This window comes from Pseudomonas sp. DCB_AW (assembly GCF_026240895.1).
GTDB lineage: Bacteria > Pseudomonadota > Gammaproteobacteria > Pseudomonadales > Pseudomonadaceae > Aquipseudomonas > Aquipseudomonas kermanshahensis.
Map to the genome: position 1 here is coordinate 1 of NZ_JAPFCE010000079.1, position 21,400 is coordinate 21,400.

General features: G+C 64.2%; 22 protein-coding genes. 20 read left to right on the forward strand and 2 right to left on the reverse strand.

What is annotated here, in order from left to right:
- Positions 1 to 89: 89 nt before the first annotated feature.
- From cbiE to OO306_RS24885, 19 genes are all read left to right on the forward strand, one after another.
- On the forward strand, positions 90 to 1,301 hold the full coding sequence (cbiE, locus tag OO306_RS24795; RefSeq protein WP_265970140.1) for a precorrin-6y C5,15-methyltransferase (decarboxylating) subunit CbiE: 1,212 nt from the start codon (positions 90 to 92) through the stop codon (positions 1,299 to 1,301).
- Positions 1,294 to 2,388 (forward strand): cobalt-precorrin-5B (C(1))-methyltransferase, encoded by a 1,095-nt coding sequence (locus OO306_RS24800; RefSeq protein WP_027592584.1) that lies wholly within the window; start codon positions 1,294 to 1,296, stop codon positions 2,386 to 2,388. Before cbiE ends, OO306_RS24800 begins: the two co-directional genes overlap by 8 nt.
- Positions 2,385 to 3,104 carry a cobalt-precorrin-6A reductase gene (locus tag OO306_RS24805; RefSeq protein ID WP_265970141.1) on the forward strand — a complete coding sequence of 240 codons (720 nt, stop codon included), beginning with the start codon at positions 2,385 to 2,387 and terminating at the stop codon, positions 3,102 to 3,104. The genes OO306_RS24800 and OO306_RS24805 overlap by 4 nt, the downstream gene beginning before the upstream one ends.
- 92 nt (positions 3,105 to 3,196) lie before the next feature.
- On the forward strand, positions 3,197 to 3,427 hold the full coding sequence (vapB, locus tag OO306_RS24810; RefSeq protein ID WP_265970142.1) for a type II toxin-antitoxin system VapB family antitoxin: 231 nt from the start codon (positions 3,197 to 3,199) through the stop codon (positions 3,425 to 3,427).
- Positions 3,427 to 3,834 carry a tRNA(fMet)-specific endonuclease VapC gene (gene vapC / locus OO306_RS24815; protein WP_027592581.1) on the forward strand — a complete coding sequence of 136 codons (408 nt, stop codon included), beginning with the start codon at positions 3,427 to 3,429 and terminating at the stop codon, positions 3,832 to 3,834. The genes vapB and vapC overlap by 1 nt, the downstream gene beginning before the upstream one ends.
- Before the next feature lie 134 nt (positions 3,835 to 3,968).
- Entirely contained in the window at positions 3,969 to 4,406 is a 438-nt protein-coding gene (locus OO306_RS24820) for an NfeD family protein (protein ID WP_027592580.1), read from the forward strand.
- A 26-nt stretch (positions 4,407 to 4,432) separates the two neighbouring features.
- On the forward strand, positions 4,433 to 5,287 hold the full coding sequence (locus tag OO306_RS24825) for an SPFH domain-containing protein (RefSeq protein WP_027592579.1): 855 nt from the start codon (positions 4,433 to 4,435) through the stop codon (positions 5,285 to 5,287).
- A gap of 208 nt (positions 5,288 to 5,495) precedes the next feature.
- Positions 5,496 to 5,885 carry a DUF2946 domain-containing protein gene (locus tag OO306_RS24830; protein ID WP_085272329.1) on the forward strand — a complete coding sequence of 130 codons (390 nt, stop codon included), beginning with the start codon at positions 5,496 to 5,498 and terminating at the stop codon, positions 5,883 to 5,885.
- A 46-nt stretch (positions 5,886 to 5,931) separates the two neighbouring features.
- Entirely contained in the window at positions 5,932 to 6,417 is a 486-nt protein-coding gene (locus OO306_RS24835; RefSeq protein WP_085272328.1) for a copper chaperone PCu(A)C, read from the forward strand.
- Between the two features lie 23 nt (positions 6,418 to 6,440).
- A complete protein-coding gene (locus tag OO306_RS24840; RefSeq protein WP_265970143.1) occupies positions 6,441 to 6,872 on the forward strand; it encodes a DUF2946 domain-containing protein in 432 nt (143 codons plus the stop codon).
- A 66-nt stretch (positions 6,873 to 6,938) separates the two neighbouring features.
- The gene (locus OO306_RS24845; protein WP_186702379.1) at positions 6,939 to 9,005 is read left to right on the forward strand and encodes a TonB-dependent copper receptor; all 2,067 of its coding nucleotides are present in this window, start codon (positions 6,939 to 6,941) and stop codon (positions 9,003 to 9,005) included.
- Positions 9,006 to 9,063: 58 nt separating this feature from the next.
- The gene (locus tag OO306_RS24850) at positions 9,064 to 10,431 is read left to right on the forward strand and encodes a PepSY domain-containing protein (RefSeq protein ID WP_265970144.1); all 1,368 of its coding nucleotides are present in this window, start codon (positions 9,064 to 9,066) and stop codon (positions 10,429 to 10,431) included.
- A 233-nt stretch (positions 10,432 to 10,664) separates the two neighbouring features.
- The gene (gene cycA / locus OO306_RS24855) at positions 10,665 to 12,071 is read left to right on the forward strand and encodes a D-serine/D-alanine/glycine transporter (RefSeq protein ID WP_265970145.1); all 1,407 of its coding nucleotides are present in this window, start codon (positions 10,665 to 10,667) and stop codon (positions 12,069 to 12,071) included.
- A 188-nt stretch (positions 12,072 to 12,259) separates the two neighbouring features.
- Complete coding sequence (urtA, locus tag OO306_RS24860) at positions 12,260 to 13,525, forward strand: urea ABC transporter substrate-binding protein (protein ID WP_027592572.1); 1,266 nt, start codon at positions 12,260 to 12,262, stop codon at positions 13,523 to 13,525.
- Between the two features lie 173 nt (positions 13,526 to 13,698).
- On the forward strand, positions 13,699 to 15,153 hold the full coding sequence (gene urtB / locus OO306_RS24865) for an urea ABC transporter permease subunit UrtB (protein WP_265970147.1): 1,455 nt from the start codon (positions 13,699 to 13,701) through the stop codon (positions 15,151 to 15,153).
- Entirely contained in the window at positions 15,153 to 16,232 is a 1,080-nt protein-coding gene (gene urtC, locus OO306_RS24870) for an urea ABC transporter permease subunit UrtC (protein ID WP_265970146.1), read from the forward strand. Before urtB ends, urtC begins: the two co-directional genes overlap by 1 nt.
- A complete protein-coding gene (gene urtD, locus OO306_RS24875) occupies positions 16,229 to 17,086 on the forward strand; it encodes an urea ABC transporter ATP-binding protein UrtD (RefSeq protein ID WP_027592569.1) in 858 nt (285 codons plus the stop codon). The genes urtC and urtD overlap by 4 nt, the downstream gene beginning before the upstream one ends.
- Before the next feature lie 147 nt (positions 17,087 to 17,233).
- Positions 17,234 to 17,932 carry an urea ABC transporter ATP-binding subunit UrtE gene (urtE, locus tag OO306_RS24880; protein WP_027592568.1) on the forward strand — a complete coding sequence of 233 codons (699 nt, stop codon included), beginning with the start codon at positions 17,234 to 17,236 and terminating at the stop codon, positions 17,930 to 17,932.
- 31 nt (positions 17,933 to 17,963) lie between these two features.
- Positions 17,964 to 18,479 (forward strand): GNAT family N-acetyltransferase, encoded by a 516-nt coding sequence (locus OO306_RS24885; RefSeq protein WP_099430561.1) that lies wholly within the window; start codon positions 17,964 to 17,966, stop codon positions 18,477 to 18,479.
- A gap of 126 nt (positions 18,480 to 18,605) precedes the next feature.
- Here OO306_RS24885 and OO306_RS24890 read toward each other — a convergent pair whose 3' ends face one another.
- A complete protein-coding gene (locus OO306_RS24890; protein WP_027592566.1) occupies positions 18,606 to 18,911 on the reverse strand; it encodes a chaperone modulator CbpM in 306 nt (101 codons plus the stop codon).
- Positions 18,912 to 18,913: 2 nt separating this feature from the next.
- Complete coding sequence (gene cbpA / locus OO306_RS24895) at positions 18,914 to 19,870, reverse strand: curved DNA-binding protein (protein WP_099430563.1); 957 nt, start codon at positions 19,868 to 19,870, stop codon at positions 18,914 to 18,916.
- A 164-nt stretch (positions 19,871 to 20,034) separates the two neighbouring features.
- On the opposite strand from cbpA, the gene OO306_RS24900 reads away from it, so the two are divergent.
- Positions 20,035 to 21,306, forward strand: coding sequence for an Hsp70 family protein (locus tag OO306_RS24900; RefSeq protein ID WP_085272321.1), 1,272 nt, complete (start codon positions 20,035 to 20,037; stop codon positions 21,304 to 21,306).
- Positions 21,307 to 21,400 lie beyond the last annotated feature (94 nt).

Consider the following 21,400-nt stretch of genomic DNA (forward strand, 5'->3'; position numbering starts at 1 on the left):
CCGCTCCTACAGGGATCATGCTGTGCCTGTAGGAGCGGGCTTGCCCGCGAAGGGCGCGAAGCGGCCCCAGAAATGGCGGATTGAAACACATGGCACCCTGGCTGACAGTAGTAGGCATCGGCGAAGACGGCTTCAATGGCCTTGGCAAGCAGGCCCGGCGTGCCCTGCTGGGCGCTTCGCGGATCTTCGGCAGCCCGCGCCAACTGGCTTTACTGCCACGCTGCGTGGTCGGCGAGCGGCTGCTTTGGCCAACCCCTTTCTCCTTGGCGCCCGTGCTCGCCCAGCGCGGCGAACCGGTCTGCGTGCTGGCCAGCGGCGACCCGATGTTCTTCGGCGTCGGTGCCAGCCTGGCGCGCCAGGTGCCCGCCAGCGAGATGCGGGTGCTGTCGATGCCGTCCTCCTGTGCACTGGCCGCCGCCCGCCTCGGCTGGCCGCTGCAGGACGTGCAGGTGGTGTCGTTGGTCGCCCGCCCGCTGGCAGCGCTCAATGCGCACCTGCACAGCGGCGCTCGCCTGCTGGTGCTGAGCAACGACGGCGACAGCCCTGCGGCAATCGCCGCACAACTGTGCGAGCGTGGCTTCGGGCCAAGCCGCCTGCGCGTGTTCGAACACCTGGGTGGCACCGATGAGCGCGAAGTGGCGGGCACCGCCCAGGACTGGCCTCACACCCCGGTTGCAGCGCTCAACTTGGTGGCCATCGAATGCCTCGCCGCGCCCGATGCCCCGCGCCTGCCGCGGGTCGCCGGGCTGCCGGACAGCGCCTTCCTGCACGACGGCCAACTGACCAAGCGCGATGTCCGCGCCATCACCCTGGCCCGCCTCGCCCCCCTGCCCGGCGAGCTGCTGTGGGACGTGGGCGCGGGTTGCGGCTCGATCGGCATCGAGTGGATGCGCGCCCACCCCGCCTGCCGTGCGCTGGCCATCGAGGCCGACGCAGGGCGCCAGGGTTTTATCGAACACAATCGCGATGCGCTGGGCGTGCCTGGCCTGCAACTGGTCCGTGGCAAGGCGCCTGAAGCCTTGGCAGGGCTCGAGCAGCCCGACGCGGTCTTCATTGGCGGCGGGGTAACGCGTGAAGGCGTGCTCGACCTGTGCTGGCAGCGGCTGCGCCCCGGCGGGCGACTGGTGGCCAACGCGGTCACCCTGCAAAGCGAACTGGCCCTGGCGCACTTTCGCGAGCGACACGGGGGTGAACTGACCCGTATTCATGTTGCCCATGCGCAGCCGCTGGGCACGTTCGACACCTGGCGCCAGGCACTGCCAATCACCTTGCTCGATGTGGTGAAGCCCCTCGATGCGTGAAGAAACCCACGAGCAGCCCGCGCCCCTGCGCAGCGGCCTGACCACCGGCAGCTGCGCCACTGCCACCAGCCTCGCGGCGGCACGCCTGCTGCTGACCGGCGTCTGCAGCGACGCCGTGAGCATCACCCTGCCCAAGGGCAAGGTCGTGCAGATGCGCCTGGAGTTCTGCCGCCGCGATGGCGAATGCGCCGAAGCCGGCACGCTGAAGGACGCCGGCGACGACCCGGACGTGACCCATGGTGCCCTGCTGTTCAGCCAGGTCCGCCTGCTGGCAGAGCCCGGCATCCGCTTCGTCGCAGGCCAAGGCGTCGGCACCGTGACACGCCCGGGGCTGGTGCTGGCAGTGGGTGAACCGGCGATCAACCCAGTGCCCCGGCGCATGATGGGCGAACACCTGCAACGCCTGGCTGACGAGTGCGCCTACCGCGGCGGTTTCGAAGTCACGGTCAATGTTCAGGGCGGTGAACAGCTGGCACTGAAGACCATGAACCCGCGCCTGGGCATCCTCGGCGGGCTGTCGATTCTGGGTACCAGCGGCATCGTCCGGCCGTTTTCCTGCGCGGCCTACATCGCCTCGATCCATCAGGGCATCGACGTGGCCCACACCAACGGCTACACGCACATCGCCGCCTGCACCGGCAACGCCAGCGAAGACACCATGCGCCGGGTCTACGGCCTGCCGGAAATCGCCCTGATCGAGATGGGCGACTTCGTCGGCGCCGTGCTCAAGCACCTGCGCAAGGTGCCGGTACCGCGCCTGAGCCTGTGCGGGGGGTTTGGCAAGATCAGCAAGCTGGCGGCCGGGCACATGGACCTGCACAGCCGCCACTCAAGCATCGACCTGCCGCAGCTGGCCGGCTGGGCGGCGGATATCGGCGCCGACGCAAACCTTCAGGCCGCGATCATCGCCGCCAACACCAGCCAGCAAGCCCTGGCGCTGGCGCATGCCGCAGGCATCGCCCTGGGCGACGCCGTCTGCGCGCACGCGCTGGCCTTCGCCCGCAGCGTGGTGCCGCCGCAGGTGCAGGTAGAGGTGTTCGCCATCGACCGCCAAGGCGGCATCGTCGGCCAGGCAGGTGTTCAATGAGCGCGCGCATCCTGCTGCTGGGCGGCGTCACCGAGGCCCTGGCCATCGCCCGCCAGTTGGGCCCGCAGCACGTTTACAGCCTGGCGGGCATCGGCCGCGTACCGCAGGACCTGACCTGCCAGGTGCGCGTCGGCGGCTATGGCGGTGCTGAAGGCCTTGCCCAATACCTGCGCGAGGCGGGCATTACCCTGCTGATCGATGCCACCCACCCCTATGCCGCGCAGATCAGCCGCAACGCCGCCATCGCTTCACGTCGTGCAGGTATCCCCTGCTGGGCGCTGCGCCGCCCCGCCTGGCAGGCACAGCCGGGTGACGATTGGCGCGAAGTGGACGACTGGGCGGGGTTGATCGAGGCGCTCGCGCCATTCCGGCGGCCGCTGTTCACGCTGGGCCGCGAGCCGCTGCAACACCTGGCAGAGATCCCGCCGGATCAGTTCTGGACCTTGCGCGCACTGGAGGCCTGCCCCGGTAACGAACGTTGCGAGGTGATCGGCGCACGCGGGCCATTCCGAATCGAAGACGAACGTGTGTTGTTCGCGCGCCGCAAGATCGACGTACTGATCAGCAAGAACAGCGGCAGCGTGGCGACCGAGCCCAAGCTGGACGTGGCGCGGGAGCTAGGGGTGCCAGTATTGATCCTGGGGCGCCCGGAACTGCCGGTGGTCGATGAGACATTCATTCACTCAGACGCATTGCTTGCCAGGCTGACGCTTTGACTGCTCGCCAGTCATGACGTATATCCCATTGACATATACGACATGCAACCTAAACTTCTGTCACACATTGTCGCTACCCTAGGAGGCCCATCATGGAGCAAGGTGCTGTCTTCAAAAGCAACCGCAGTCAGGCCATCCGCTTGCCAAAATCCGTCGCACTTCCCGATGGCATCACCCGAGTGGATATTGTTGCAGTTGGGCGTACGCGCATCATCACACCTGCTGGTGAATCATGGGACAGCTGGTTCGAAAGTGAGCCTGCAAGCGCGGAGTACATGGCCAGCCGTGACCAACCTGCAGACCAGGAACGTGAAGGTTTTTAATGCTCAGGTACCTGCTCGACACCAATATCTGCATTTTCACGATCAAGAATAAACCGCAACGCGTCCGCGAAGCGTTCAATCGCCATCACGGCCAATTGGCGATCAGCACAATTACTTTAATGGAACTGATCTACGGCGCTGAGAAGTCGGATCATCCTGAGCGCAATCTTTCGGTGGTCGAGGGCTTTGCCGCGCGCCTTGAAGTGCTCGATTACGATAGCCATGCGGCTGAGCACAGTGGCCAGCTTCGTGCGGAGCTGGCCAGATCAGGGACCCCCATTGGTCCTTACGACCAACTGATTGCCGGGCATGCCCGAGCGCTTGGCTTAATTTTGGTAACTAACAATGTGCGCGAGTTTCAACGAGTACCCGGTCTAAGGGTTGAAGACTGGCTCGTTTCGCCCTGACAGCGTAACGGTTAGTACTGCTTTCCTACAGGTCCTATCGACTTTGCCACCGCTTCACGCGGTCGCACCCGAATGGCCTTTGTTCGCTCCGTTGCCTTAGACTTCAGCCCTCTCCCCCAGAAGGCTTCATTCATATGGACATGCAATGGTGGATCTGGCTGGTCTTCGGTATCGCGCTGATCCTGCTCGAACTGGTCCTGCCCACGTTCTTCATTCTCTGGTTCGGCATCGGCGCCGTGCTGGTTTCGCTCATCTCGCTCGCCGCGCCCAGCCTGCAACTGGATATGCAGATGCTGCTGTGGGTGCTGCTTTCTTCAGTCACCACTGCGCTGTGGTTCAAGGTGTTCCGGAACAAGAAGCCGGATGTGCGCTGGACAGCCGACAGCGTGATTGGCGAAGTCGGCCTGCTGACCGCCAGCGTTTCCGAGTTCCAGAAAGGCCGCGTGCGTTTCCAGAAGCCAATCCTCGGCAACGAGGAATGGACCTGCGTCGCCGACACTGACATCCCATCCGGCGAGCGTGTGCGCCTTACCGCCATCGAAGGGAACACCGCCCGCGTCATCCGGGCCTGAATCCGTACTAAAAGGAAGTTCGTATCATGACCAGCCTTATCGTCGTGGGCGCCCTCGCCCTGTTCGTCCTGATCACCGTGTTCAAGGGGGTGCGTATCGTGCCTCAGGGCGAAGAGTGGATCGTCGAGCGCCTGGGCCGCTACAACAACACCCTCAAGCCCGGCCTGAACATCGTCATTCCTTACGTGGACGTGGTCGCCTATCGCCTGCCTACCAAAGACATCATCCTCGATGTGCAAGAGCAGGAAATCATCACCAAAGACAACGCGGTGATCGTCGCCAATGCCCTGTGCTTCGCCAAAGTGGTCGACCCACAGAAGGCCTCCTACGGCGTGCAGAACTTCTCCTTCGCCGTCACCAGCCTGACCATGACCTCGCTGCGCGCCATCGTCGGGGCCATGGACCTGGACGAGGCCCTGTCCAGCCGTGAGCAAATCAAGGCACGCCTGCGCGAAGCGATGTCCGAGCAGACCGAAGACTGGGGCGTGACTGTGCGTTCGGTAGAAATCCAGGACATCAAGCCGTCACAGAACATGCAACTGGCCATGGAGCGCCAGGCCGCCGCCGAGCGTGAACGTAAAGCTGACGTGACCCGTGCCGAAGGTGCCAAACAGGCCGCGATCCTTGAGGCAGAAGCGCGCCTGCAATCGGCCAAGCTCGACGCCGAGGCGCAAATCAACCTGGCCGAGGCTTCGGCGCGGGCGATTTCGCTGGTCAAGGACGCGGTGGGTAACGAGACCGTGCCGGCCATGTACTTGCTGGGCGAACGGTACATCGGCGCGATGGAGAACCTGGCCAGCAGCGACAATGCCAAAGTCGTGGTGCTGCCGGCCGACCTGCAAGAAACCGTGCGCGGCTTGATGGGCCGCAACAAGGTTTGAGAATGCCGGGGCCGCTCTGCGGCCATTCGCGGGGCAAGCCCGCTCCCACAGGGCTGTACGCTGCACTTGTGGGAGCGGGCTTGCCCCGCGAATGGGCTGCAGAGCAGCCCCAAAAACCCCCGCCAACTGCGTCACTTCACCGCACCCCACCTTTTTTACCTATACTGCGCCTTACAATAGCCACCACGATTCCTGACCGGATCTCTCCATGCCCCCACGTCGGCACATTGCCTGGATAGCCTGCCTAGCAGTGCTGTTCAACCTGCTGGCCATGCCGCTGTCCTCTGCCGCGCCCAAGGGCCCGGCCGAGCAGTTGCTGTGGGGGGCGTTCTGTTCCAGCATGGCCAACAAGGCCAAGGTCGACGTCCAGGCCCTGGCCAAGATCGACCTCGGCCCGCAGAGCGATGACAGCGCCAGCATGATGAACTGCTGGTGTTGCTCCGGTGCCGCACCGCTGTTGGCCCTGCCGGGCTACCCGCCGCAGTTGCATAACCCGCCGCCCCTGCACGCCGGGCACTCGCCGCAGCTTGCCGATTACCAACCCACGCCGCGCCAGCTATGGCCCGCGCTCAACCCCCGCGCCTCCCCTTTGGTCTGAGTTGCTCACGCTGTCTGCCTGAACCTGAACAGATCGGAGACTCACCATGCTCAAGCACGCTCTCGTCGTGGCTGCCCTGCTGCTGCCCAGCGCCTTCGCCACTGCCCATGAATACACCGTGGGCGACCTGCACATCGCGCACCCTTGGTCGCTGCAACTGCCACCGAATGCACCCAACGTCGCCGCGTATTTCGTCGTGCACAACAATGGCCAGGCGGATGATCGCCTGCTGAGTGTCGACAGCCCCATCAGCGACGACGCCCAATTGCACGAGCACGCCATGACGGCCAGCGGCACCATGAAGATGCAGCAGGTGCCCAACGTGGTAGTGCCCGCTGGCAAGGATGTGACCTTCGCCCCAAGCGCCTACCACGTGATGCTGATGCAGCCTAAAGACCGCAGCCTGCTCACCGACGGCAAGCGTTTCCCGCTGACCCTGCACTTCGAAAAAGCCGGTGACGTCACCGTCGAAGTCGCCGTGCAAAAAGAGGCGCCCTCGGGAACGCCCCAAGCCCACGAACACGCGCACTGACCATTAGCTGACAGGCACTCGCCATGAGCCTGCCGCGCAACAGCCTCAGCCGTACCACCCGCCCTGAACGCAGGCGCGTCGGTGGCGGCTGGTTGAGCCTGTTCGCCATGTGGATGATCTTCATCGGACCGCTGATTTCCCAGTCGATGCCGATGGATCACCACGCTGGCATGAACATGCCGATGGACATGTCGATGCCCACCGGGCATCAGCATGGCGCCGACTCGCATCACGGCCACGGTGACGATGGCCAATTGCATGTGATGTGGGAAAAGTGCGGTTACTGCAGCCTGCTGTTCAACTGCCCCGCACTGCCACAAACCCTCAGCCCGCTCAGTGCCAGCATCGTAGTACCCACCACCCACCTTACTGCCGCCACGCACCAGGGGCATGCCCGGCAGGCTGTATTCCCTGGCGCGCGCAGCCGCGCACCGCCTTCCTTGATCAGCGTCTGAACACCCATTGTTCGCACGGAGCCAGGAGGCTTCGCGCCCACTCATGACTGATCGACTGGAATCATTATGTCCGGCTGCACCCCTGTTTTTGCCCTGTCCCTGCGTGGGGCCATCGCCGCCGTGTGCGGTTCGCTGCTCGCGCCCGTGGCCCTGGCCAGCGACCTCGGCCACGCTGACCACGCGCACGACGCACCCGAGTTGAGCCCGACGGTGATCACTGCCGTGGCGCCCAGCTCGCCGCTGACCGTGGTCACCAACCCGAAAGACCCTCGCCAGCCGGTACCGGCCAGCGACGGGGCCGACTACCTCAAGACCATCCCCGGCTTCTCGGCCATCCGCTCCGGAGGCACCAACGGCGACCCGGTATTGCGCGGCATGTTCGGTTCACGCCTGAACATCCTCACCAATGGCGGCGTCATGCTGGGCGCCTGCCCCAACCGCATGGATGCCCCCACCTCGTACATCTCGCCAGAAACCTACGACCGCCTGACCGTGATCAAAGGCCCGCAAAGCGTGATCTGGGGGCCTGGCGGTTCGGCCGGCACCATCCTCTTCGAGCGTGAGCCCGAACAGTTCGGCACCCTCGGCAGCCGCGTCAACGCAAGCCTCCTGGCCGGCTCCAATGGCCGCTTCGACAAGGTGCTGGACGCCGCCGCAGGCAACAGCCAGGCCTACGCCCGCTTCGTCGGCAACCAGTCGCGCTCCGACGACTACCACGACGGCAACGATGACACCGTGCCCTCGCGCTGGGACAAGTGGAACGGCGATGTGACCCTGGGCTGGACCCCCGACCAGGACACCCTGCTGGAACTCACCGCCGGCAAGGGCGATGGCGAAGCACGCTATGCCGGGCGTGGCATGGACGGCTCGCAGTTCAAGCGTGAAAGCCTTGGGCTGCGCTTCGAGAAGTCCAACCTCGGCGAGGTGCTCGACAAGGTCGAGGCACAGGTCTACTACAACTACGCCGACCACGTGATGGACAACTACAGCCTGCGCACGCCCTCGGGCAGCGGCATGATGGGCATGCCGATGGTCAGCAACGTCGACCGCCGCACGATGGGCGCCAGGGTCAAGGCGACCTGGCGCTGGGCCGACGTGCAACTGGTCAGCGGTATCGATGCGCAGACCAACGAACACCGCCAGCGCGGCGGCATGGGCGTCGATGCGCACAAAGGCCAGGCCTGGACCAAGGATGCCGATTTCCACAACTACGGTGCCTTCAGTGAGCTGACCTGGTACGTCAGTGGCGAGGACCGGCTGATTACCGGCGCCCGCCTGGACCGCGCCTCGGCCCGCGACTTCCGCAAAGGCAGCGCCACCGAAGGCGACACCCGCGCAGACACCCTGCCCAGCGGCTTCGTCCGTTACGAACATGACCTGGCGGCCATCCCCGCCACCACCTACGTCGGCCTCGGCCACGCCCAGCGCTTCCCCGACTACTGGGAGCTGTTCTCGCCCAAGTTGGCGCCAGCCGGCGCAGCCAACGCCTTCGACGGCATCAAGCCAGAAAAGACCACCCAGCTCGACTTCGGCATCCAGTACCGCGACGCCCGCCTCGAAGCCTGGGCATCGGGTTATGTCGGGCAGATCCGTGACTACATCCTGTTCGACTACCGCACCGGCATGATGGGCATGAGCACGTCCCAGGCCCAGAACATCGACGCCCGCATCATGGGCGGCGAAGTGGGCGCGGCCTACAAGCTCAGCGAAAACTGGAAGGCCGACGCTACCCTGGCCTACGCTTGGGGCAAGAACAGCAGTGATGGCAAAGCGCTACCGCAAATGCCGCCCCTGGAAAGCCGCCTGGGCCTGACCTACAGCCGCGACGTCTGGAGTGTGGGTGCGCTGTGGCGGCTGGTGGCCGCGCAAAACCGCATCGCCGAGAACCAAGGCAACGTGGTCGGCAAGGACTACGAAAAGAGCGCGGGCTTTGGTGTGTTCTCGCTCAATGGTGCCTACAAGGTGAACAACAACCTCAAGCTCAGCGCAGGGGTCGACAACCTGTTCGACAACACCTACGCCGAGCACTTGAACCTGGCCGGGAACGCCGGGTTCGGCTACCCGGCCACAGATCCACAGCCGGTGAACGAGCCAGGCAGGACCTTCTGGACCAAGGTCGATTTCAGCTTCTGACAACAACAACGGGCGCGGCCACGGTCGCGCCCCTCACCTGGTCAAACAGGAGGTTCCCATGCGCGGAACACGCATCTCTTTCTACAACCTGGCCTGGCGTTGGCATTTTTACGCGGGGCTGTTCGTCGTCCCGTTCATGATCCTGCTGGCGATCACCGGGATCATCTACCTGTTCAAGCCGCAGCTCGACCCGCTGCTGTACCGCGACCTGATGGTGGTCGAAGCCGGCCATCACCGACAGGCCGCGGATGTGATGCTGGCCGAGGTACGCCAGGCGTATCCGCAAGGCCATGTGGGGCAGTACCTGCCGCCCCTGAATGCCGAACGCAGCGCGCAGTTCGTGGTGCATGACGGCGGCCGTGAACTGAACGTGTTCGTCGACCCCTACAGCGGCAAGCTGCTCGGTGCGCAGGACGGCAAGCAGAACCTGCAAGCGATAGCCCGTGCCCTGCACGGCGAGTTGATGGTCGGCACGGTCGGTGACCGCCTGGTGGAGCTGGCAGCAGGCTGGGGCATCGTGCTGGTGGTGTCCGGCCTGTACCTCTGGTGGCCACGTGGGCGCAACAGCGCGGGCGTGCTGTGGCCGCGCTTTTCCGCACGCGGTCGGCTGCTGTGGCGTGACCTGCATGCGGTGACGGGGTTTTGGGGCTCGGCCCTGCTGCTGCTGATGCTGCTCAGTGGCATGACCTGGACGGGCCTGTGGGGCAAGCAATACGCCGATCTGTGGAACCGCTTCCCGGCCGCGATGTGGAACGACGTACCCAAGTCCGATCAGCAGGCAGGTGAGCTCAACAGCGCCCATCGCCAGACCGTGCCCTGGGCAATGGAAAACACCCCCATGCCGCAGTCCGGCGCCCATGCCGAACATGCCGGGCATCACATGATGTCGAATGCCCCGGCAGCGCCGCAGGTGAGCCTGCAGCAGGTCGAGGACATCGCCACTGCGCGCCAGGTCGAACCGGGCTACAGCATTACCTTGCCGACCACGGCCGACGGCGTGTTCACCGTTGCGGTATTCGCCGACGACCCGCGCAACGACGCCACGCTGCATGTCGACCAGTACACCGGCAAGGTGCTGGCCGATGTGCGCTGGCAGGATTACAGCCCGGTTGCGCGTGCCACCGAGCTGGGCGTGATGCTGCATGAGGGCAAGATGTTCGGGGCGTTCAACCAGGTCATCATTCTGCTGGTGTGTCTGATGATCTTGCTGGGTTCGGTCAGTGGCCTGGTGATGTGGTGGAAACGCCGGCCGGCTGGCGGGCTGGGTGTGCCGCCGCTGCGCCATGACCTGCCGCGCTGGAAGACGGCGGTTGCAGTGATGGTGGTGTTGGGGGTGATGTTCCCGCTGGTGGGGGTGTCGATGGTGGTGATGTGGCTGGTCGATAACCTGGTGGTGCGCAGGCGCCGAGTGCTGGCCAGCGCCTGATCCTTGCTGTGACCTTACGGGCCTCTTCGCGGGACAAGCCCGCTCCCACAGGGTGACGTGCTTCTCAAGCGCAACACAATACCTGTGGGAGCGGGCTTGCCCGCGAAGAGGCCGGCAACAGGTACAACGCTGCACCGCAAAGGTCGTGTCGATCTGTCGCGCCCCGAATTGGGACGCCCGTGTTAGCCTACTCGGCTTTCACAAAAAGACTGACCCTCAATGGAATGCAGCCAATGACCCGGACCTCTTCCCCGCCCGCTGAAGAGCAGCATCTGCAGCGCAACCTGACCAACCGTCACATTCAGCTCATCGCCATCGGTGGCGCGATCGGCACCGGCCTGTTCATGGGCTCGGGCAAGACCATCAGCCTCGCCGGCCCGTCGATCATCTTCGTCTACATGATCATCGGCTTCATGCTGTTCTTCGTCATGCGCGCCATGGGCGAATTGCTGCTGTCGAACCTCAACTACAAGTCGTTCATCGACTTCTCGGCCGACCTGCTCGGCCCCTGGGCCGGCTACTTCACTGGCTGGACCTACTGGTTCTGCTGGGTAGTCACCGGTATTGCCGATGTGGTCGCGATTGCCGCCTACACGCAATTCTGGTTCCCCGACCTGCCGCAGTGGATACCCGCGCTGACCTGCGTGGCGGTGCTGCTGTCGCTGAACCTGGTTACCGTGAAGATGTTCGGCGAGCTCGAGTTCTGGTTCGCGCTGATCAAGATCATCGCCATCCTCGGCCTGGTCGCCACCGGCCTGTACATGGTCATCAGCGGCTTCGAATCGCCGAGCGGGCGCACTGCGCAACTGGCCAACCTGTGGAATGACGGCGGTATGTTCCCTAATGGCCTGATGGGCTTCTTCGCCGGGTTCCAGATTGCCGTGTTCGCCTTCGTCGGTATCGAGCTGGTCGGCACCACCGCCGCGGAAGCGAAGAACCCCGAGCGCACCTTGCCAAGGGCCATCAACTCGATCCCGATCCGTATCATCGTGTTCTACGTGCTGGCGCTGATCGCGATCATGGCCGTGACCCCGTGGCGCGATGTGGTGCCGGGCAAGAGCCCATTCGTCGAACTGTTCGTGCTGGCCGGCCTGCCAGCGGCGGCCAGCATCATCAACTTCGTGGTGCTGACCTCGGCCGCCTCGTCGGCCAACAGTGGCGTGTTCTCTACCAGCCGCATGCTGTTCGGACTCGCCCAGGAAGGCGATGCCCCCCGCGCGTTCGAGAAGCTGTCGCGGCGCGCCGTGCCGGCCAACGGCCTGTACTTCTCGTGCACCTGCCTGCTGTTGGGCGCGGTGCTGATCTACCTGGTGCCCGATGTGGTCGAGGCGTTCACCCTGGTCACCACGGTGTCGGCGGTGCTGTTCATGTTCGTCTGGACGCTGATCCTGCTGTCGTACCTCAGCTACCGCAAACGCCGCGCCGCGCTGCACCAGGCGTCGAAGTACAAAATGCCCGGCGGGCGCTTCATGTGCTACGTGTGCCTGGTGTTCTTTGCCGGCATTCTGGTGCTGCTGAGCCTGGAAGACGACACCCGCGCAGCGCTGCTGGTGACGCCGATCTGGTTCGTGCTGCTGGCAGTGACCTACCAGGGTGTGCGCAGCAAACGCCATCCGCGCACGGCGGTGCGTAACGGCTGATGCCGCATGGGGCTGCTTTGCAGCCCCAATCCTGTGCACACACATCTGCAAGGCACCAACCTGGACCTTGCAAACGCCCCAACACCTCGCACACCCCCTCTATTACGCACCTTCCGCCACTCGGCACACCCCTTGCAACGCCCCTCCCGCTTGGCCAACACCATAAAAAATCTCAGCGGAGAGAGCACATGAAGCGTCGCAGTCTGATCAAGGCCTTTACCCTCAGCGCATCGATTGCGGCGATGGGTCTTAGCTGGAGCATCCAGGCCGCCGAGACCATCAAGGTCGGCATCCTGCATTCGCTGTCCGGGACCATGGCCATTTCCGAAACGTCGCTCAAGGACATGGCGCTGATGACCATCGACCAGATCAACGCCAAGGGCGGTGTGAACGGCAAGATGCTCGAAGCGGTGGTGGTCGACCCAGCGTCCAACTGGCCACTGTTCGCCGAAAAGAGCCGCCAGCTGCTGACCCAGGACAAGGTCGCCGTGGTGTTCGGCTGCTGGACCTCGGTGTCGCGCAAATCGGTGCTGCCGGTGTTCGAGGAGCTCAACGGCCTGCTGTTCTACCCGGTGCAGTACGAAGGTGAAGAGATGTCGCCGAACGTGTTCTACACCGGCGCCGCGCCTAACCAGCAGGCCATCCCCGCCGTGGAATACGTGATGAGCGAAGAAGGCGGCAGCGCCAAGCGCTTCTTCCTGCTGGGCACCGACTACGTCTACCCGCGCACCACCAACAAGATCCTGCGCGCCTTCCTGCACAGCAAGGGCGTGGCCGACAAGGACATCGAAGAAGTCTACACCCCGTTCGGCCACGCCGATTACCAAACCATTGTCGCCAACATCAAGAAGTTCTCCGCGGGCGGCAAGACGGCGGTCATCTCCACCGTCAACGGCGACTCCAACGTTCCGTTCTACAAAGAGCTGGCCAACCAAGGCCTGAAAGCCACCGACGTGCCCGTGGTGGCGTTCTCGGTGGGTGAGGAAGAACTGCGCGGCATCGACACCAAGCCGCTGGTGGGCCACCTGGCCGCGTGGAACTACTTCGAGTCGGTGGATAACCCGGTCAACCAGAAGTTCGTCGCCGACTGGAAGGCCTACGCCAAGGCCAAGAACCTGCCGGGCGCCGACAAGGCGGTGACCAACGACCCGATGGAAGCCACTTATGTGGGCATTCACATGTGGGCGCAGGCGGCTGAAAAAGCCAAGTCCACCGATGTCGACAAGGTGCGCGAGGCACTGGCTGGCCAGAGCTTCCAGGCACCGTCCGGCTTCACCCTGACCATGGACAAGACCAACCACCACCTGCACAAGCCGGTGATGATCGGCGAAATCCAGGATGACGGGCAGTTCAGTGTGGTTTGGGAAACCGAGCAGCCGCTGCGGGCGCAGCCTTGGAGCCCGTTCATTCCGGGCAACGACAAACGCCCCGATTACGCGGTGAAAGGTAACTGAATGCCATTGGGGCCGCCTTGCGGCCCATTCGCGGGTGAACCCGCTCCCACAGGGACCGCGCACGATCCAGCCCTTGCGCCGTACCTGTGGGAGCGGGTTTACCCGCGAAGAATCCACCGCTGTAATCCAGGATTGCTCGCATGCTTAGACTCCTGCTCACCCTTCTCCTGTTAATGCCCCTGGCCACCCAGGCCAGCGAGGGCGAATTCTTCCTCACCGCCAAGCCTGCCGAGCAAGCCCGCCTGCTCGAAAGCTGGGCAGCCCAACCCGATGCCGCGCGCCTGCCGCTGCTGGAAAACCTGCGCCAAGGCCGCATCGCCGAGGGCGACACCCGCAAGGTGCGCCTGAACAACCGCCTGCGCAGCCTGATCGACAACGCCCTGGCCAGCCACCAGTTGCTCAGCGACAACAGCGACACTCGCCTGGCCGCTGCCCAGCAACTGCAAAAGAGCGCGCAACCCGCACAGATGGCCTTCCTCGACCGGCGCTTTGCCAGCGAACCGGACGCAGCGGTGCACGCAGCCCTGGGCTTGGCCCTGGCCAACCTGCAACTGGGTGCCAGCGAACCTGCCGTACGCCTGGCCGCCGTGCGCTTGCTGGGCGAGACCGGCGACCCGGTCGCCCGTACGCGCCTGGAAGCGCTGCTGCAGCCCGGCGTCGAAAGCGACGCCGCCGTGCGCACGGCCGCTGAAACCAGCCTGGCCCAGGTCAAACGCAAGCTCATGGTCGGCGAACTGCTCGGCCAAGCCTTCAGCGGCCTGTCGCTGGGCTCGATCCTGCTGCTGGCAGCCCTGGGCCTGGCGATTACCTTCGGCCTGCTCGGGGTAATCAACATGGCCCATGGCGAGATGCTCATGCTCGGGGCCTACAGTACCTACATGGTCCAGGTGCTGCTGCAGCGTTACGCCCCCGGCGCGATCGAGTTCTACCCGCTGATCGCCCTGCCCGTCGCCTTCGCCGTCAGCGCCGGGGTCGGCATGGCGCTGGAGCGCACGGTGATCCGTCACCTTTACGGCCGCCCACTGGAAACCCTGCTGGCGACCTGGGGGATCAGCCTGATCCTGATCCAGGCCATCCGCCTGCTGTTCGGCGCGCAGAACGTCGAAGTCAGCAACCCGGCGTGGTTGTCCGGCGGTATCCAACTGCTGCCCAACCTGGTGCTGCCGTACAACCGGCTGGTGATCATCGGCTTCGCCCTCGCCGTGGTACTGCTCACCTGGCTGCTGCTCAACCGCACGCGGCTTGGCCTTAACGTGCGCGCAGTGACCCAGAACCGCAACATGGCCGCCTGCTGTGGCGTGTCCACCGGGCGCGTCGACATGCTCGCCTTTGGCCTAGGGTCGGGCATCGCCGGGCTGGGTGGCGTGGCCTTGAGCCAGGTCGGCAACGTCGGCCCGGACCTTGGCCAAAGCTACATCATCGACTCGTTCCTGGTGGTGGTGCTCGGCGGTGTCGGGCAACTGGCTGGCAGCCTCTGGGCCGCCTTCGGTCTCGGCATCGCCAACAAGCTGCTGGAGCCGCAGATCGGCGCGGTGCTTGGCAAGATCCTCATCCTTGCGTTGATCATTCTGTTCATCCAGAAGCGCCCGCAAGGCCTGTTCGCCCTCAAGGGACGGGTAATCGACTGATGAACCAGCCACTGCTTGTCACCGCTTCGCAAAAAGCCGGGCCGCGCCTGTCGCTGGCCATCGCCGCTGTCGTCGTCCTGCTGTTGCTGGCCCTGCCGCTGCTGTCGTTATTGCCGGCGGACCATGCCCTGCAGGTTTCGGCCTACACCCTGACACTGGTCGGCAAGATCCTCTGCTATGCCATCGTCGCCCTGGCCCTGGACCTGGTCTGGGGCTATGCCGGGCTGCTGTCGCTGGGCCACGGGCTGTTCTTCGCCCTCGGCGGCTACGCCATGGGCATGTACCTGATGCGCCAGGCCGCCGGGGACGGGCTGCCGGGTTTCATGACCTTCCTGTCGTGGACCGAACTGCCTTGGTACTGGGCCGGTACTCAGCATTTTGCCTGGGCGCTGTGCCTGGTGGTGCTGGCGCCGGGCCTGCTGGCGCTGGTGTTCGGCTTTTTCGCCTTCCGTTCGCGGATCAAGGGCGTGTACTTCTCGATCATGACCCAGGCCCTGACCTTTGCCGGCATGCTGCTGTTCTTCCGCAACGAAACCGGGTTTGGCGGCAACAATGGCTTCACCAGCTTCCGCACCATCCTGGGCTTCGACATCGCCGCGCAAGGCACCCGCGCGGTGCTGTTCCTGCTCACTGTCGGCCTGCTGCTGGCCAGCCTGTACCTGTGTTGGCGCCTGACCCAAAGCAAATTCGGCCGCCTGCTCACCGCCGTGCGCGACGCCGAAAACCGCCTGATGTTCTGCGGCTACGACCCACGCGGTTTCAAGCTGCTGGTGTGGGTGCTGAGCGCCGTGCTGTGCGGCCTTGCCGGTGCGCTGTACGTGCCTCAGGTGGGCATCATCAACCCCAGCGAGATGTCGCCGACCAACTCCATCGAAGCCGCCGTGTGGGTCGCCCTTGGCGGGCGTGGCACGTTGATTGGCCCGCTACTTGGTGCTGGCCTGGTCAACGGCATGAAGAGCTGGTTCACCGTGGCCTTCCCGGAGTTCTGGCTGTTCTTCCTCGGTGCGCTGTTCATTCTCGTCACCCTGTACCTGCCCAAGGGCGTGGTCGGTCTGTTGAAGAAAAGGAGCCAACCATGAGAGGCGTGCCCCCTGTGCATCCAGAATTCATGCTTGAACCGGTGTTCGACAACCTCGGCGCCGGCCGCGACGCCATCGGTCTGGGCAGCCGCCGTACAGCGGGCCTGGACACCCGCCATGGCACGGTGCTGAGCCTGGAAGACATCAGCGTCAGCTTCGATGGTTTCAAGGCCCTCAACGCGCTCAACCTGTACATCGGCGTCGGTGAACTGCGCTGCATCATTGGCCCCAACGGCGCTGGCAAGACCACGATGATGGACGTGATCACCGGCAAGACCCGCCCCGACACCGGCAGCGCCTTCTTTGGCGACACCCTCGACCTGACCCGCATGAGCGAATACCAGATCGCCCAGGCCGGCATCGGCCGCAAGTTCCAGAAGCCGACGGTGTTCGAAGCACTGACCGTGTTCGAGAACCTGGAGCTGGCCCTGAAGACTGACAAGTCGGTGTGGGCCAGCCTGGCCGCGCGGTTGAGTGGAGAGCAACAGCAGCGCATCGACGAGGTGCTCGCCACCTTGCGCCTGCAATCCCTGGCGCAGCGCCAGGCGGGGCTGCTGTCTCACGGCCAGAAGCAGTTTCTGGAGATCGGCATGTTGCTGGTGCAAGAACCACAACTGCTGCTGCTCGATGAACCAGTGGCCGGCATGACCGACGCCGAGACCGAGTTCACCGCCGAACTGTTCAAGGGCCTGGCCGGCAAGCATTCGCTGATGGTGGTGGAGCACGACATGGGGTTTGTCGGGAGCATTGCCGACCACGTCACCGTTCTGCACCAAGGTAGCGTGCTGGCGGAGGGGTCGCTGGAGCAGGTGCAGGCGGATGAGCGCGTGGTCGAGGTGTATCTGGGCCGATGATTCAAACAGCCTGCATCGGCCTCTTCGCGGGGCAAGCCCGCTCCCACAGGGGAATCACTCCATCCGAAAACTGTGGTGAACCTGTGGGAGCGGGCTTGCCCCGCGAAGGGGCCGGTGCAGCCACAACAAAAAACTCAGGGACATGACATGCTCAAGATTGACACCCTGCACCAATACTACGGCGGCAGCCACATCCTGCGCGGCCTGTCCTTCGAAGCCAAGGTCGGCGAAGTCACCTGCCTGCTGGGCCGCAACGGCGTGGGCAAGACCACCCTGCTGCGCTGCCTGATGGGCTTGGTCGCCGCCCGCGAAGGCAGCGTCGAATGGGAAGGCAAGCCGATCACCACGCTCAAGCCCCAGCAACGGGTCCACGCCGGCATCGCCTACGTGCCGCAAGGCCGGGAAATCTTCCCGCGGCTGACCGTGGAAGAGAACCTGCTGATGGGCCTGTCGCGCTTTCCCGCCCGCGAGGCCCGCGAAGTGCCCGCCTTCATCTACGAGCTGTTCCCGGTACTGGAACAGATGAAACAACGCCGCGGCGGCGACTTGTCCGGGGGCCAGCAGCAACAACTGGCCATTGGCCGTGCCCTGGCCAGCCGCCCGCGCCTGTTGATCCTCGACGAGCCCACCGAAGGCATCCAGCCCTCGGTGATCAAGGAAATCGGCGCGGTCATCCGGCGCCTGGCCGAGCGTGGCGACATGGCCATCCTGCTGGTCGAGCAGTTCTACGACTTTGCCGAGGAACTGGCCGACCAGTACTTGGTGATGGCGCGTGGCGAAATCATCCAGCGTGGGCGTGGTGAAAACATGCAAGCCGAGGGTGTACGCGGGCTGGTAACCATTTAATCTGCGCCCATCGACCTTGTGAGACGCTGCAATGAGCCACGAAATCCGCGACGCCTTGCCCGCCGACGTGCCGGGCATCCTCGACATCTACAACGACGCCGTGCGCAACACCACGGCGATCTGGAACGAAACCCCGGTGGACCTGGCCAACCGCCAGGCCTGGTTCGAGGCCAGGGCACAACAGGGCTACCCGATCCTGGTGGCAGTGGATGAGACCGGCGTGCTGGGGTATGCATCGTTCGGCGACTGGCGGCCGTTCGAGGGTTTTCGCCATACCGTCGAGCACTCGGTGTATATCCGTGGCGACCAGCGCGGCAAGGGTTTGGGGCCGGTGTTGATGGCCGCGTTGATCGAGCGTGCGCGGGGCTGTGGCAAGCACGTGATGGTGGCAGCGATCGAAAGTGGCAATGCGGCGTCGGTACGCCTGCATGAGCGGCTGGGGTTTGTGGTGACCGGGCAGATGCCGCAGGTGGGGGTGAAGTTTGGCCGCTGGCTGGACCTGACCTTCATGCAACTGGTGCTGAACCTGGGTGCCGATCCAACCTGAGATTGATGTTGGCTGTACTGGCCTTTTCGCGGGTGAACCCGCTCCCACAGGGACCATGCAGGGCCTGAGGCCAGTACCGTACTTGTGGGAGCGGGTTCACCCGCGAAGAGGCCGGGCCTGCAACCTTCACATCTGGATAAACCTGCCCAACCGCTGCTTCAGCATGCTGTTCTCACTGCGCAACTGCTGCACTTCCTGCAGCAGCTCCAGCGCCAGCGCCACGCCTTCCCACTCCAGTTCCAACTCTTGGTGCAGCTTCGCCGCACGCTTGGCCAACAGCGGCGCCTGATCGTCGAACAACCAATCCTCAGGCGTTCGCCCAGAGGGTTCGACGATGCCGTGTTCGACTATTTCGATCACGTAGTCGGCCGTAATATCGGCCTCCTGGCAGAGGGTGCGCATGTCCAGTTGAACGATCAAGGTGCTGCTCATGATCACTTACTCCATTGTGCCCTCGGGTTGAACGCGGCCTTCTCGGAAAGCTTGGCCCACAGTTCACGGGTAGACTCGTCGGATGCCGTCGGCATGACCACTTTGAGCTGCGCGTAGAGGTTGCCGCGCTCGCCGTGCTTGTTGGCCAGGCCCTTGCCCGGTACCCGCAGGCGTTGGCCGCTCTGGCTGTCGGGGCGGATGGTCAGGTTGATCTTGCCATCCAGGGTCGGCACCGCCACCTTGGTGCCCAGCGCAGCCTCCCACGGTGCCAACGGCACGGTGATTATCAGGTCATGACCTTCGACATCGAACAGCGGATGCGGTGCCATGCGGATGGTCAGGAACAGGTCGCCATTGGGCCCGCCGCCACTGCCCGGCGCACCCTGGCCCTTGAGGCGAATGCGCTCGCCGTCGGTCACCCCGGCAGGGATCTTGACGTTCAGGGTCTTGGTGGTGAACCCGGTGCGCTGCCCGGCGGCATTGGTTTGCGGCACCTGGAAGCTGATCTGCTTGGATTCCTTGCTCAGGGTCTCCTCAAGGAAAACCGCCAGTTCCAGCTCCACGTCCTGCCCTCGCCTGCCTGCACTGCGCTGTTGCCGGGCGCCACCAAAGGGGTTGCCCCCGCGCGCGCCAAAAATCGAGCTGAAGAAGTCGGAGAAGTCGCCGCCTTCAAAACCACCGCCCGCACCACCGCCCCGGTTTTCCCAGCCCGGCGGCGCCTGGAACGGCCGGCCATGCTGGCCGCCGTACTTGCGGATTTCGTCGAATTCGGCACGTTTCTGCGCGTCGCCCAGCACTTCGTAGGCCTCGTTGGCCTCTTTGAACTTGTCCTCGGCGTCGCGCTCCTTGCTGACATCGGGGTGATACTTGCGCGCCAGCTTGCGGTACGCGGCCTTGATCGCCTTGTCATCCGCCGTGGGCTCTACGCCGAGTATCTTGTAATAGTCTTTGAAGTCCATCTGTGGATCACCAATGTGAAATTGCGTGTTGCAACTGAAGATAGGGGTCAAGCATAGCCTTTCAAGGCCCACTTGGGATTGCTGCATGGCAGACGACTGGTCTTGATTCTCTTGCCAACTGGCATAAACTGCGCGGCCGTTTTGCCTCCGGAAGCCCTTTTCCCATGTCTGACGTATCCCCGGCCCGCGCCCTGGGCATCGACTTTGGCACCTCTAACTCCACGGTCGGCTGGCACCGCCCTGGTACTGAGTCGCTGATCGCCCTGGAAGACGGCAAGATCACCCTGCCTTCGGTGGTCTTCTTCAACATCGAGGAGCGTCGCCCGGTGTATGGTCGCCTGGCGTTGCACGAGTACCTGGAAGGCTACGAAGGCCGCCTGATGCGCTCGCTCAAGAGCCTGCTCGGCTCCAAGCTGATCAAGCACGACACCAGCGTGCTGGGCAGCGCCCTGCCGTTCAAGGACCTGCTGGGCATGTTTATCGGCGAGCTGAAAAAGCGCGCTGAAACCGCCGCCGAGCGCAGCTTCGACCAGGTGGTGCTGGGCCGTCCGGTGTTTTTCGTCGATGAAGACCCGGCCGCCGACCAGGAGGCCGAGGACACCTTGGCCGACGTGGCACGCAAGATCGGCTTCAAGGACGTGTCGTTCCAGTACGAACCGATTGCCGCAGCCTTCGACTACGAGTCGAGCATCAGCCGTGAAGAGCTGGTACTGATCGTCGATATCGGCGGTGGTACCTCCGACTTTACCCTGATCCGCCTGTCGCCCGAGCGCCACCTGGTGGCCGAACGCCAAAGTGACATTCTCGCCACCGGCGGCGTGCACATTGGTGGTACCGACTTCGACAAGCAACTGAGCTTGCAGGGCGTGATGCCGCTGTTCGGCTATGGCAGCCGGATGAAGAGCGGCGCGCTGATGCCGACCAGTTATCACCTCAACCTGGCCACCTGGCACACCATCAACGCCCTGTATTCGCAGAAGTCGCAGCTGGCCCTGGGCAACATGCGCTACGACATCGAAGACACCCTGGGCATCGACCGCCTGTTCAAGCTGATCGAACAGCGCGCCGGCCACTGGCTGGCGATGGAAGTGGAAGCCAGCAAGATCGAGCTGACCGAGCACGACAGCCGCCATATCGACCTGCGCCGGGTAGAGCCGGAGCTGACAGCGGAACTGACCCGTGCCGTGTTCGAAGCGGCGATCGAAGGCCTGCTGGAACGCGTGCGCGGCAGCGTCAGCGAGCTGCTGAACAAGGCGGGCGTCAGCGAAGGGCAGGTGGATACCGTGTTCTTCACCGGGGGTTCGAGCGGGATCCCGGCGCTGCGTAACAGCGTGGCGGCGATGCTGCCCAATGCCCGGCATGTGGAAGGCAACATCTTCGGCAGCATTGGTAGCGGGTTGGCGATTGAGGCGCGTAAGCGCTACGGCTCGATCTGATAAACCTCTATAGCCTGCGCTGGCCTCTTCGCGGGGCAAGCCCGCTCCCACAGGATCACCATTGCCGCTATGCTGTAGGTAATCCTGTGGGAGC

Coding starts and splice junctions, on each gene's coding strand:
- cbiE (WP_265970140.1), top strand. CDS start 90: ATGGCACCCTGGCTGACAGTAGTAGGCATCGGCGAAGACGGCTTCAAT.
- OO306_RS24800 (WP_027592584.1), top strand. CDS start 1,294: ATGCGTGAAGAAACCCACGAGCAGCCCGCGCCCCTGCGCAGCGGCCTG.
- OO306_RS24805 (WP_265970141.1), top strand. CDS start 2,385: ATGAGCGCGCGCATCCTGCTGCTGGGCGGCGTCACCGAGGCCCTGGCC.
- vapB (WP_265970142.1), top strand. CDS start 3,197: ATGGAGCAAGGTGCTGTCTTCAAAAGCAACCGCAGTCAGGCCATCCGC.
- vapC (WP_027592581.1), top strand. CDS start 3,427: ATGCTCAGGTACCTGCTCGACACCAATATCTGCATTTTCACGATCAAG.
- OO306_RS24820 (WP_027592580.1), top strand. CDS start 3,969: ATGGACATGCAATGGTGGATCTGGCTGGTCTTCGGTATCGCGCTGATC.
- OO306_RS24825 (WP_027592579.1), top strand. CDS start 4,433: ATGACCAGCCTTATCGTCGTGGGCGCCCTCGCCCTGTTCGTCCTGATC.
- OO306_RS24830 (WP_085272329.1), top strand. CDS start 5,496: ATGCCCCCACGTCGGCACATTGCCTGGATAGCCTGCCTAGCAGTGCTG.
- OO306_RS24835 (WP_085272328.1), top strand. CDS start 5,932: ATGCTCAAGCACGCTCTCGTCGTGGCTGCCCTGCTGCTGCCCAGCGCC.
- OO306_RS24840 (WP_265970143.1), top strand. CDS start 6,441: ATGAGCCTGCCGCGCAACAGCCTCAGCCGTACCACCCGCCCTGAACGC.
- OO306_RS24845 (WP_186702379.1), top strand. CDS start 6,939: ATGTCCGGCTGCACCCCTGTTTTTGCCCTGTCCCTGCGTGGGGCCATC.
- OO306_RS24850 (WP_265970144.1), top strand. CDS start 9,064: ATGCGCGGAACACGCATCTCTTTCTACAACCTGGCCTGGCGTTGGCAT.
- cycA (WP_265970145.1), top strand. CDS start 10,665: ATGACCCGGACCTCTTCCCCGCCCGCTGAAGAGCAGCATCTGCAGCGC.
- urtA (WP_027592572.1), top strand. CDS start 12,260: ATGAAGCGTCGCAGTCTGATCAAGGCCTTTACCCTCAGCGCATCGATT.
- urtB (WP_265970147.1), top strand. CDS start 13,699: ATGCCCCTGGCCACCCAGGCCAGCGAGGGCGAATTCTTCCTCACCGCC.
- urtC (WP_265970146.1), top strand. CDS start 15,153: ATGAACCAGCCACTGCTTGTCACCGCTTCGCAAAAAGCCGGGCCGCGC.
- urtD (WP_027592569.1), top strand. CDS start 16,229: ATGAGAGGCGTGCCCCCTGTGCATCCAGAATTCATGCTTGAACCGGTG.
- urtE (WP_027592568.1), top strand. CDS start 17,234: ATGCTCAAGATTGACACCCTGCACCAATACTACGGCGGCAGCCACATC.
- OO306_RS24885 (WP_099430561.1), top strand. CDS start 17,964: ATGAGCCACGAAATCCGCGACGCCTTGCCCGCCGACGTGCCGGGCATC.
- OO306_RS24890 (WP_027592566.1), bottom strand. CDS start 18,911: ATGAGCAGCACCTTGATCGTTCAACTGGACATGCGCACCCTCTGCCAG.
- cbpA (WP_099430563.1), bottom strand. CDS start 19,870: ATGGACTTCAAAGACTATTACAAGATACTCGGCGTAGAGCCCACGGCG.
- OO306_RS24900 (WP_085272321.1), top strand. CDS start 20,035: ATGTCTGACGTATCCCCGGCCCGCGCCCTGGGCATCGACTTTGGCACC.